10 protein-coding genes are annotated in these 10,748 nt (G+C 70.7%); 4 read left to right on the forward strand and 6 right to left on the reverse strand.

What is annotated here, in order from left to right:
• The first annotated feature begins 234 nt into the window (after window positions 1-234).
• Both AB0I23_RS31665 and AB0I23_RS31670 read left to right on the forward strand, forming a co-directional pair.
• Complete coding sequence (locus AB0I23_RS31665) at window positions 235-1,674, forward strand: NAD(P)H-quinone dehydrogenase (RefSeq protein WP_359114469.1); 1,440 nt, start codon at window positions 235-237, stop codon at window positions 1,672-1,674.
• A 177-nt stretch (window positions 1,675-1,851) separates the two neighbouring features.
• On the forward strand, window positions 1,852-2,814 hold the full coding sequence (locus AB0I23_RS31670; RefSeq protein ID WP_359114471.1) for a DeoR/GlpR family DNA-binding transcription regulator: 963 nt from the start codon (window positions 1,852-1,854) through the stop codon (window positions 2,812-2,814).
• Window positions 2,815-2,941: 127 nt separating this feature from the next.
• On the opposite strand, the gene AB0I23_RS31675 is transcribed toward AB0I23_RS31670, so the two are convergent.
• Together AB0I23_RS31675 and AB0I23_RS31680 are read right to left on the reverse strand one after the other, a co-directional pair.
• Window positions 2,942-3,538 (reverse strand): TetR/AcrR family transcriptional regulator, encoded by a 597-nt coding sequence (locus tag AB0I23_RS31675; RefSeq protein WP_359114473.1) that lies wholly within the window; start codon window positions 3,536-3,538, stop codon window positions 2,942-2,944.
• Between the two features lie 180 nt (window positions 3,539-3,718).
• Entirely contained in the window at window positions 3,719-5,473 is a 1,755-nt protein-coding gene (locus AB0I23_RS31680; protein ID WP_359114474.1) for an acetyl/propionyl/methylcrotonyl-CoA carboxylase subunit alpha, read from the reverse strand.
• A 424-nt stretch (window positions 5,474-5,897) separates the two neighbouring features.
• Here AB0I23_RS31680 and AB0I23_RS31685 point away from each other — a divergent pair, with 424 nt between their 5' ends.
• Window positions 5,898-6,356: a hypothetical protein gene (locus AB0I23_RS31685; protein ID WP_359114540.1), complete on the forward strand. Its 459-nt coding sequence runs from the start codon at window positions 5,898-5,900 to the stop codon at window positions 6,354-6,356.
• Between the two features lie 27 nt (window positions 6,357-6,383).
• Here the strand turns inward: AB0I23_RS31685 and AB0I23_RS31690 are convergent, their stop codons facing one another.
• The 4 genes from AB0I23_RS31690 to AB0I23_RS31705 all read right to left on the reverse strand — a co-directional run bounded on the left by AB0I23_RS31690 (window position 6,384) and on the right by AB0I23_RS31705 (window position 9,203).
• Window positions 6,384-6,995 (reverse strand): Maf family protein, encoded by a 612-nt coding sequence (locus tag AB0I23_RS31690; protein ID WP_359114476.1) that lies wholly within the window; start codon window positions 6,993-6,995, stop codon window positions 6,384-6,386.
• 109 nt (window positions 6,996-7,104) lie between these two features.
• Entirely contained in the window at window positions 7,105-7,233 is a 129-nt protein-coding gene (gene mmpB / locus AB0I23_RS31695) for a morphogenic membrane protein MmpB (protein ID WP_266982230.1), read from the reverse strand.
• Between the two features lie 156 nt (window positions 7,234-7,389).
• Window positions 7,390-7,596, reverse strand: a complete 207-nt coding sequence (locus AB0I23_RS31700) for an acyl-CoA carboxylase epsilon subunit (RefSeq protein WP_359114478.1) — start codon at window positions 7,594-7,596, stop codon at window positions 7,390-7,392.
• 14 nt (window positions 7,597-7,610) lie between these two features.
• Window positions 7,611-9,203 carry an acyl-CoA carboxylase subunit beta gene (locus tag AB0I23_RS31705; RefSeq protein WP_359114480.1) on the reverse strand — a complete coding sequence of 531 codons (1,593 nt, stop codon included), beginning with the start codon at window positions 9,201-9,203 and terminating at the stop codon, window positions 7,611-7,613.
• 201 nt (window positions 9,204-9,404) lie between these two features.
• Here AB0I23_RS31705 and AB0I23_RS31710 point away from each other — a divergent pair, with 201 nt between their 5' ends.
• Window positions 9,405-10,271 (forward strand): biotin--[acetyl-CoA-carboxylase] ligase, encoded by an 867-nt coding sequence (locus tag AB0I23_RS31710; protein WP_359114481.1) that lies wholly within the window; start codon window positions 9,405-9,407, stop codon window positions 10,269-10,271.
• The last annotated feature ends 477 nt before the right edge of the window (window positions 10,272-10,748 follow it).

The following is a 10,748-nucleotide window of genomic DNA, read 5'->3' on the forward strand; positions in this document are numbered from 1 at the left end:
TCCTGTGAGGAAGTCCCCGGTCGGCGTCCCGAGGGCAACCCCGTGGAGGCCTCTGCCGGGGACCCTGCCGCGCCTCTTCCGCCTTCCTCGCTCCCGTATGGAGGGCCCCGGGGCGAAGCACGTTGGCGCGTGCGGGACAATGGAGTACGTACTGCATACCCCCGGGGTGACACCCCGGACCCCCGGCCGGGGCGGCAGACGGCCGCGGGATGACATACGCGAGGCGGACTTTTCGTGACCCGGATCGTGATCATCGGCGGCGGACCCGGCGGGTACGAGGCGGCATTGGTGGGCGCCCAGCTCGGCGCGGAGGTGACCGTCGTCGACTGCGACGGCCTCGGCGGCGCGTCGGTACTCACCGACTGCGTGCCCTCGAAGACCCTGATCGCGACGGCAGAGGTGATGACCACCTTCGACTCCTCGTACGAGGAGTTGGGCATCATCGTCGCCGACGACACGCCGCACATCGAACAGGCGGCGCGGGTGGTCGGCGTCGACCTCGGCAAGGTCAACCGACGGGTGAAGCGCCTGGCGCTCGCCCAGTCCCACGACATCACCGCCTCCGTCACCCGTGCGGGGGCCCGGGTGATGCGCGGCCGGGGCAGGCTGGAAGGCCTCCAGGCCGCCGACGGCTCCCGCACGGTCGTCGTGACCGCGGCCGACGGTACGGAGGAGCGGCTCACCGCCGACGCCGTGCTGATCGCGACCGGCGGCCACCCCCGGGAGATCCCCGACGCGCTCCCCGACGGAGCGCGCATTCTGAACTGGACCCAGGTCTACGACCTCGACGAGCTCCCCGAGGAGCTCATCGTCGTCGGCTCCGGTGTCACCGGTGCCGAGTTCGCCGGCGCCTACCAGGCGCTCGGCTCGCGCGTGACGCTCGTCTCGTCCCGCGACCGGGTGCTGCCCGGCGAGGACCCGGACGCGGCCGCCGTGCTGGAGGACGTCTTCCGGCGCCGCGGCATGAACGTCATGGCCCGCTCGCGCGCCCAGGCGGCGAAGCGCGTGGGCGACCGGGTCGAGGTCACGCTCGCCGACGGCCGTGTGATCACCGGTTCGCACTGTCTGATGGCGGTCGGCGCGATCCCGAACAGCGCGGGCATGGGCCTGGAGGAGGCCGGGGTCCGGCTCAAGGAGTCCGGCCACATCTGGACCGACAGGGTCTCCCGCACCAGCGCCCCCGGCGTGTACGCGGCCGGTGACGTCACCGGCATCTTCGCGCTGGCCTCGGTCGCCGCGATGCAGGGGCGGATCGCGATGTACCACTTCCTCGGTGACGCGGTGACCCCGCTGAACCTGAAGACGGTCTCCTCGAACGTCTTCACCGACCCGGAGATCGCCACCGTCGGCTACACCCAGGCGGACGTCGACTCCGGCGCGATCGAAGCACGCGTGGTGAAGCTGCCGCTGCTGCGCAACCCGCGCGCCAAGATGCAGGGCATCCGGGACGGCTTCGTCAAGATCTTCTGTCGGCCGGGCACCGGCATCGTGGTCGGTGGCTGTGTCGTCGCGCCGCGGGCCAGCGAGCTGATCCACCCCATCTCGATCGCGGTGGACAACAATCTGACGGTGGAACAGATCGCAAACGCTTTCACCGTGTACCCGTCCCTGTCGGGATCGATCGCGGAAGTGGCACGGCAGTTGCACACCCGGAAGCGGGCCGGCGAGGCGTAGGAACCCGGCATTCCCCGCCAAGCCCTGGCAACTCAGGCGGGCGGGAAGCTGCCGGGCAATCAGTACGGAACAACAACGGGGCCGCCTGTAGCACTTGGCGGCCCCTTGTATGTGCAACTTCTGTTATTCGGCGCAAACCGCTGAAAACTCTCGCGTGGTCAGGTTACTGTCAGTTTCGTGTTCGCTGCAGAACGTCGTCAATTGATCCTCGAAATGGTGCGCGCCAACGGGGCAGTATCGCTCCGTGAGCTCGCCCGCGTCGTCCAGACCTCCGAAGTGACCGTACGGCGGGACGTGCGGGCGCTGGAGGCAGAAGGACTCCTCGACCGCCGACATGGCGGTGCGGTCTTGCCGGGCGGTTTTACGCGGGAGTCCGGCTTTCCGCAGAAATCCCATCTCGCCACCGCGGAGAAGACGGCCATCGCCGACCTGGCCGCCGGTCTCGTCGAAGAGGGCGAGGCCATTGTGGTCGGAGCCGGTACGACCACGCAGGAGCTGGCCCGCCGGCTCGCGCGGATCCCCGGTCTGACCGTCGTCACCAATTCGCTCCTGGTCGCCCAGGCGTTGGCCCATGCCAACCGGGTGGAAGTGGTGATGACCGGAGGAACCCTGCGCGGTTCCAACTACGCCCTGGTGGGCAGCGGTGCGGAGCAGTCGCTCCAGGGGCTGCGGGTGTCGCGCGCGTTCCTGTCCGGGAGCGGACTCACCGCGGAACGGGGTCTGTCCACGTCCAACATGCTCTCGGCGAGCGTCGACCGGGCGTTGGTGCAGGCCGCCGGGGAGGTGGTGGTCCTGGCGGACCACACCAAGCTCGGCTCCGACACGATGTTCCAGACGGTGCCCACGGACCTGATCACCCGTCTGGTGACGGACGACCCTCCGGCCCACGACGAGCGGTCCGCCACCGAGTTGCAGGCACTGGCCGACCAGGGTGTACAGATCGCGGTGGCCGGGGCGGGGTTGGGCCCGGTCGGGGCCGACTCCCACCCGCCGGGGCGCCAGGCGCGCCGCGACATGCCATTGCCCGGCCAGCGGCGCACGCATGGCGGTCCTGGGCCGCAACTGCGCAGCGCGGCTGCGGCGTTGACGGACCAGCCCCCGGGCGACCGGGCTCGCGTGGCGGACCTCCGCCGCCGTTGAGCCCATCGGGGCACCGCCCCGAACCCCGGTCCTCAAGCTCCCCCATGACCCTCAAGGCAGGAGGGACCCTTCGACGGGCTCGATGCGGCTGACGAAACCGAGCCCCTCCGGCGACGGAGGAACAGTTTCAGCCCGCGGCCGCCCGCGGCCCCTTCAGCCCCCGCAAGGTCAGCGTCAGCAGTCGCCCGGCCAGCGCCGGATCCTCCGGCGCCTGCTCCGCCGCCAGCGCAATCGCGTTCGTCAGCTGCATCAGGTCGCCGATCGACACATCCGCCCGCACCGTCCCACTCGCCTGCGCCCGTGCGAGCAGCCGTGCCCCCGCCTCGCGCAGCGGCACGTTGCAGTCGGACAGCGCGGAAGTCTCGTCCCGTGACGTCGACATGAGTGCCTGCGCGAGCCCGCGGTACTCACCCGCATGGGTGATGATCGCGCCGAGCCAGTCCACCAGACCCGCGCACGGATCCGCCTTCGCCAGCTCGTGGGAGCGGGCGAGCAGCGAGGCGAGGGCTTCCTGGAAAACCGCGCTCATCAGCGCGTGCCGGTTCGGGAAATGCCGGTACAGCGTGCCGATCCCCACGCCCGCCCGCCGCGCGATGTCCTCCAGCGAGGCATCGGTGCCGTGCTCCGCGAACGCCGTACGGGCCTCGCCCAGCAGCCGGTCGTAGTTACGGCGCGCGTCGGCGCGCATGGGCCGGCCCGGCGTCTGTGCCGTGCTCATCGCCATCGGCGCAGTCCTCCCTTTTTCCGCCCCCGGGTCCAGGATGCCATGGTGAGCGGAGGTTTCCTCCGCTCGCCGGAGCCGGAGCGGAACCCGCCGCGACACCGGGACGGAGCCGGCGAACGGCAAAGGCCCCCGCGCAGTCGTTCGTACGACTCCGCGGGGGCCCCGGTGCGGCTACGCGGATCAGTCCTTGATCTCGCAGATCACGGCGCCGGACGAGACCGAACTGCCGACCTCGGCGGCCAGGCCCTTGATCGTGCCGGCGCGGTGTGCGTTGAGCGGCTGCTCCATCTTCATGGCCTCAAGGACGACGATGAGATCGCCCTCCATGACCTCCTGGCCCTCCTCGACGGCGATCTTCACGATCGTTCCCTGCATCGGGGAGGCGAGCGTGTCACCCGAGACCGCGGAACCGGTCTTCTTCGCCGCACGGCGCTTGGGCTTGGCACCCGCAGCGAGTCCGGTGCGGGCCAGGCTCATGCCCAGCGACGACGGCAGGGAGACCTCAAGACGCTTGCCGCCGACCTCGACGACGACCGTCTCACGGCCTGCCTCCTCCTCCGCCTCCGCGTCGGCGGGGGTGGCGAAGGGCTTGATCTCGTTGACGAACTCGGTCTCGATCCAGCGGGTGTGGATCTGGAACGGGGCGCCGGTGAACGCCGGGTCGGTGACGGCCGCCCGGTGGAACGGGATCGCGGTGGCCATGCCCTCGACGTTGAACTCGGCCAGCGCACGCGCCGCCCGCTGCAGCGCCTGCTCACGCGTCGCACCGGTCACGATGAGCTTCGCCAGCAGCGAGTCCCAGGCGGGGCCGATGACCGAGCCGGACTCGACGCCCGCGTCCAGCCGGACACCCGGACCGGTCGGCGGGGCGAACACCGTCACCGTGCCCGGGGCGGGCAGGAAGCCGCGGCCCGGGTCCTCGCCGTTGATCCGGAACTCGAAGGAGTGCCCGCGTACCGCCGGGTCGTCGTATCCGAGCTTCTCGCCGTCGGCGATCCGGAACATCTCACGGACCAGGTCGATGCCGGTGACCTCCTCGGTGACCGGGTGCTCCACCTGGAGACGGGTGTTGACCTCCAGGAACGAGATCGTGCCGTCCATACCGACCAGGAACTCGACGGTGCCCGCACCGACGTACCCGGCCTCCTTGAGGATCGCCTTCGACGCCGCGTACAGCTCCGCGTTCTGCGCCTCGGACAGGAACGGCGCGGGAGCCTCCTCCACCAGCTTCTGGTGGCGGCGCTGCAGCGAGCAGTCACGCGTCGACACGACGACGACATTGCCGTGGCTGTCGGCCAGGCACTGCGTCTCCACGTGCCGCGGCTTGTCGAGGTAGCGCTCCACGAAGCACTCCCCGCGCCCGAACGCCGCGACCGCCTCACGGACCGCGGAGTCGTACAGCTCCGGGATCTCCTCCAGCGTCCGGGCGACCTTCAGCCCGCGACCGCCGCCGCCGAACGCCGCCTTGATCGCGATCGGCAGCCCGTGCTGCTCGGCGAACGCCACGACCTCCTCGGAACCCGATACGGGGTCCGGGGTGCCGGCGACCAGCGGGGCACCGGCGCGCTGCGCGATGTGCCGGGCGGCGACCTTGTCGCCCAGGTCGCGGATCGCCTGCGGCGGGGGGCCGATCCACGTCAGCCCGGCGTCCAGCACGGCCTGGGCGAACTCGGCGTTCTCCGACAGGAAGCCGTAGCCCGGGTGGATCGCGTCCGCCCCCGAGTCCTTGGCAGCCTGCAGCACCTTGGCCATGTCCAGGTAGCTGGCGGCCGGGGTGTCACCGCCCAGAGCGAAAGCCTCGTCGGCCGCACGCACATGCAGAGCGTCGCGGTCCGGGTCGGCGTAGACGGCCACGCTCCCGATCCCGGCATCCCGGCATGCCCGAGCAACACGGACAGCAATTTCGCCACGGTTGGCGATGAGCACCTTGCGCACGATGGCTCCCTCCTTGAAACAAGCTGAGTTTAGGGACTACCGACACGGCCATACGACCCGTCCCCATTGGTGAGCTTGCCCACACGGAGCGTGATTCGAGGCCTTCTCGAAGCGCGAAATCCCTTGTGGCACCACGGTACGCCGGGTTTCATGACCGCACAGTAGCCACGAGGTGTGGTCCAGGTCTCTGTTCATAGGAGGGGTAGCTCCTGGCATTTCTTTGTGGAATACCTACTAACGAGCGCGGTTTTCTTTGCCCGACGCACGAGGGGCACGACAACGCGCGGTTCATGCGCCGAGTGTGATCCGCGCCCGGGTGCGGAAAGAGGCGGACGGAGCGGTCTGAACTCTTGTCCGAAGGATTACCCGTTAGTAGGGTCCGCGCTATCGCACGTACTGCAGGTAACAGGGGGTGAGCGCCGTGGTGCGCAGACCGGTGGCTTTCGTGGCCGCGATCGTACTGTTCGCGGAAGCCGCGGGCATGGTGCTCGTGAACGGCATCCTGGCGACGGTCGTCGACAACCAGGAGATGTCACTGGCCGGGCTCGACCCCGCCGCCATGTCCGCCGGAGCGTGGGCGATGGGCGGCGTCGCCGGCCTCTATCTGCTGCTGTGCGGTCTCGTCCTGCTGCTGACCGGCATCCGCGACCGAGCCCCCGGCCGGGTCGGCCGGTTCGCCGTGATCGGCTGCGCCGTGGTGCACGGTGTGCTGGGCGCGCTGACGGTGGGTCTGGTCGGCTGGGCCGCGTTCGCCTTCATGATGGTCGTGCTCGGGCTGATCGTGCTGACTCTGGTGGCGTACGGGACTGTGCGCGGGAAGCGCGACGGCGAGGCGGACGGGAACGGCGGCGGCGCCGATGAGGGCGCTCCGGCGCCCGCGTGACCCGCCCGTGCGCGTCGGCCGTGCTCGTCAGACCCACAAATCGGTGACGGAGAGATCCAGTTCGCCCAGGAGGCGGCGCAGCAGCGGCAGCGAGAGCCCGATGACATTGCCGTGGTCGCCCTCGATGGCGTCGACGAACGGTGCCGAGCGCCCGTCCAGCGTGAAGGCGCCCGCGACATGGAGCGGCTCGCCCGAGGCGACGTAGGCGGCGATCTCGGCATCCGTGGGCTCACCGAACCGGACGATGGTGGACGCGGTCGCGGACGCCGTACGCCCGGTCGCCGTGTCGATCACGCTGTGGCCGGTCCGCAGGATCCCGGACCGGCCGCGCATGGACTTCCAGCGGGCGGTGGCGTCCTCGCTGTCGGCCGGCTTCCCGAGCGCCTCGCCGTCGAGTTCCAGGACCGAGTCGCACCCGATGACCAGAGCCCCCGCGGCCTCCGGACGTCCGGCTACGGCGACGGCCTTCGCCTCGGCGAGGACGAGCGCCAGCTCGCCCGGCGTCGGGGCGGTCAGCGCGTCCTCGTCCACACCGCTGACGATCACCTCGGGCGCGAAGCCGGCCTGGCGCAGCAGACCGAGACGGGCGGGGGAGGCGGAGGCGAGCACGAGACGGCGCTGGTCAGTCATACCGGCCATCGTAGAAGGGCCCGGCGGGTCGCAGTACCACGCATCCACGGCCGCGGCCCACGCCGTGGCGCCGGGCACCCACGACTCCGGCGCGTGCCGCGGCACCGGAGACCCACGGCTAGCGCGTGCCCAGCGCCAGCATCGCGACGACCATGGCGAGCGCGAGCACCAGCCACACGCGCCGCATCATGTCCTGGGCGTCGCGCAGCTCTTTCGGGGGCTTGTTCTCGGGGTCGGACCACAGCATGACCCCGATCCTGCTGCGGCCGCGCCCGCTGCGCCTGAGTACGGGTACTCAGCCGCCCTGGTGCGTACGGACCAGATCATTCCGCGACCGCACGGCAAAGGCCCGGAACCCACGGTGGCGGTTCCGGGCCTCCGCAGGCACCGTGCGGCCGGACGGCTACGCCGGCCAGTACGTCCGTGCCCAGGCCCGCGGGCCCGGCCGGTGACGTTCGCGGCGGGCGATACGGCCCGGGTCGGACCACTGTCCGGTCAGCGCGGGCGCGCCGGACGACACAGCGGCCGTCGCCGCGGCGCGCGCCTGGACCACTGCCAGTGCGGCGGCCAGCTCCTCCGGGGTCGGGTTGCCCCGTACGACCTTGATCATGGCCAGAACCCTTTCTAGAGGGGGATGTTGCCGTGCTTCTTCGGGGGCAGCGATTCCCGCTTGGTACGCAGTTGGCGCAGCCCCTTCACCACGTGCGCCCGGGTGTCGGACGGCATGATCACCGCGTCCACGTACCCGCGCTCGGCGGCCACGTACGGGTTGAGCAGCGCGTCCTCGTAGTCGGCGATCAGCTCGGCGCGCGTCGTCTCTGCCTCGTCGGGGTCCGTGACGGCCGCGATCGTACGCCGGTGCAGGATGTTCACCGCGCCCTGCGCGCCCATCACCGCGATCTGCGCGGTCGGCCAGGCGACATTGATGTCCGCGCCCAGGTGCTTGGAGCCCATGACGTCGTACGCGCCGCCGAACGCCTTGCGGGTGATCACCGTGATCAGCGGGACGGTCGCCTCCGCGTACGCGTAGATCAGCTTGGCACCGCGCCGGATGATGCCGCCGTACTCCTGGTCGACGCCGGGCAGGAAGCCGGGAACGTCGACGAAGGTCAGCACGGGCACGTTGAACGCGTCGCAGGTACGGACGAAGCGTGCGGCCTTCTCGCTCGCGTTGATGTCCAGACAACCCGCGAACTGCATCGGCTGGTTGGCGACGATGCCGACGGGATAGCCCTCGACACGTCCGAAGCCGGTGATGATGTTCGGCGCGAACAGGGCCTGCGTCTCCAGGAACTCACCGTCGTCCAGCACATGCTCGATGGCGGTGTGCATGTCGTACGGCTGGTTCGCAGAGTCCGGGATGAGGGTGTCGAGCTCACGGTCCTCGTCGGTCACCGTGAGATCCGCCTCCTCCGGGAAGGCGGGCGCCTCGGAGAGGTTGTTCGACGGGAGGTAGGACAGCAGCGACTTGACGTACTCGATGGCGTCCTTCTCGTCACCCGCCATGTGATGTGCCACACCCGAGGTGGTGTTGTGCGTGCGGGCGCCGCCCAGCTCCTCGAAGCCGACGTCCTCACCGGTCACCGTCTTGATGACGTCGGGACCCGTGATGAACATGTGCGAGGTCTGGTCGACCATGACGGTGAAGTCGGTGATCGCGGGGGAGTAGACCGCGCCACCGGCGCACGGTCCGACGATCAGCGAGATCTGCGGGACGACGCCCGAGGCGTGCACATTGCGGCGGAAGATCTCGGCGAACAGGCCGAGCGCGGCCACACCCTCCTGGATACGGGCGCCGCCGCCGTCGTTGATACCGATGACCGGGCAGCCGGTCTTCAGCGCGAAGTCCATCACCTTGACGATCTTCTCACCGTAGACCTCGCCGAGCGAGCCGCCGAAGATGGTGAAGTCCTGCGAATACACGCAGACGGGGCGGCCGTCGACCGTGCCGTAGCCGGTGACGACGCCGTCTCCGTACGGGCGGTTCTTCTCGATGCCGAAGCTGGTGGACCGGTGCCGGGCGAATTCGTCGAGTTCCACGAAGGAACCCTCGTCGAGCAGGAGATCGACCCGCTCGCGGGCGGTCAACTTGCCCTTGGCGTGCTGCTTTTCGATCGCGCGTGCGGAACCGGCGTGTGTGGCCTCGTCGATACGGCGCTGCAGGTCCGCGATCTTGCCCGCGGTGGTGTGGATGTCGATCTCTTCCGGCTCGGACATCGGGTGGCGGCTCCCTGCCTGGTCACGGGGACGACTGACTGGTGGGTTCTACGGCTGCGTGCGCGGCCGGGTGCGCGACGCGTGCGCGAGGACGGCCGGGCGGGCAGCTGCCGGTCAGGTACTGAATGGCTACTGATCCGTAGCGTATCGGCGCGGATACCGTTCGGCAGTGCGTCGTTTGCCACACCTAGGGTGGCTTGCATGACACCTCCGGATGCGTCACAGAACCGCTGGTCCGACCTGGACCGGCCGCCCCTGAACGTTGCCGCGCTGCGCCGCGGACTGCTGCGGCCGGGCGGACTGTGGACCTCGCTCGACGTCGTGGACACGACCGGTTCCACCAACTCCGACCTCGCGGGACGGGCTGCGGAACTCACCGAGGGCACTGTCCTGGTCGCCGAGGAACAGACCGCGGGCCGAGGCCGCCTCGACCGGACCTGGGCGGCGCCCGCCCGCTCCGGCCTGTTCTTCTCCGTCTACCTGACCCCCGGCGACGGTGTACCGGTCCATCGCTGGGGCTGGCTGCCGCTGCTCGCCGGTGTCGCGGCGGCGACCGGCCTGGCCAAGGCGGCGGGTGTCGACATGGCGCTGAAGTGGCCCAACGACCTGCTGGTCACCGTGGCGGGCGAGGAGCGCAAGGCGGGCGGCATCCTGGCCGAGCGCGCCGCGAACGGCGTCGTCGTCGGTATCGGCATCAACGTCTCGCTGCGCGCGGACGAACTCCCGGTCCCCGCGGCCGCCTCCCTCGCCCTGGCCGGAGCGGTCTCCACCGACCGGGAGACGCTGCTGCGGGGCGTGCTGCGCTCGCTGGAGCACTGGTACGAGGAGTGGCGCGCGGTCGACGGCGACGCGGCGCAGTGCGGCCTCCAGGCGGCGTACGCGGCGGGCTGCGCGACGCTGGGGCGGACGGTACGCGCCCAGCTCCCCGGCGACCGCTCGCTCACCGGTGAGGCGGTGGCGATCGACGGCGACGGCCGCCTGATCCTGTCCACCGACGAAGGCCTCCAGGAACCGGTGTCAGCGGGCGACATCGTCCACCTGAGGGGCACGGAGGGCGGCCTCGCCTAGTCCCTTACCGTCGGTACGCCCACGGGTGGAACTGTTTCCGACGCGCCCTGGGGGACACCCCAGGTCCCGGAGACCCCCGCTACGTACTGCGGGGGTCGCCGATCCCCCAGGCGCAGTCACCACGAGGCCCCCGGCCCTGCGCCGGGGCGCCGAGACCGGCTGCCATTCCCCGTGGAAACCGCCCACCGGAGAGCAGCCCCCCACGCCCCCGGCCCTGGCCGGCCCCGTACCCGGGCGCCCGAATCGGCCTTCGTCCCCGTGGAAACCGCCCACCGGAGAGCGGCCCGCCATGCGCCCGGCCCTGGCCGGCCGCGTACCCGGGTGCCCGAATCGGCCTTCGTCCCCGTGGAAACCGCCCACCGGAGAGCGGCCCGCCATGCGCCCGGCCCTGGCCGGCCGCGTACCCGGGTGCCCGAACCGGCCTTCGTCCCCGTGGAAACCACCCACCGGAGAGCAGCCCCCCACGCCCCCGGCCCT

This window comes from Streptomyces atratus (assembly GCF_040655115.1).
Classification (GTDB): Bacteria; Actinomycetota; Actinomycetes; order Streptomycetales; family Streptomycetaceae; genus Streptomyces; species Streptomyces atratus_D.

Excerpts from the sequence above, each read along its gene's own strand:
- AB0I23_RS31705 (WP_359114480.1), bottom strand. The coding sequence starts at position 9,203 with ATGTCCGAGCCGGAAGAGATCGACATCCACACCACCGCGGGCAAGATC.
- AB0I23_RS31675 (WP_359114473.1), bottom strand. The coding sequence starts at position 3,538 with ATGGCGATGAGCACGGCACAGACGCCGGGCCGGCCCATGCGCGCCGAC.
- AB0I23_RS31690 (WP_359114476.1), bottom strand. The coding sequence starts at position 6,995 with ATGGCCGGTATGACTGACCAGCGCCGTCTCGTGCTCGCCTCCGCCTCC.
- mmpB (WP_266982230.1), bottom strand. The coding sequence starts at position 7,233 with ATGCTGTGGTCCGACCCCGAGAACAAGCCCCCGAAAGAGCTGCGCGAC.
- AB0I23_RS31700 (WP_359114478.1), bottom strand. The coding sequence starts at position 7,596 with ATGATCAAGGTCGTACGGGGCAACCCGACCCCGGAGGAGCTGGCCGCC.
- AB0I23_RS31710 (WP_359114481.1), top strand. The coding sequence starts at position 9,405 with ATGACACCTCCGGATGCGTCACAGAACCGCTGGTCCGACCTGGACCGG.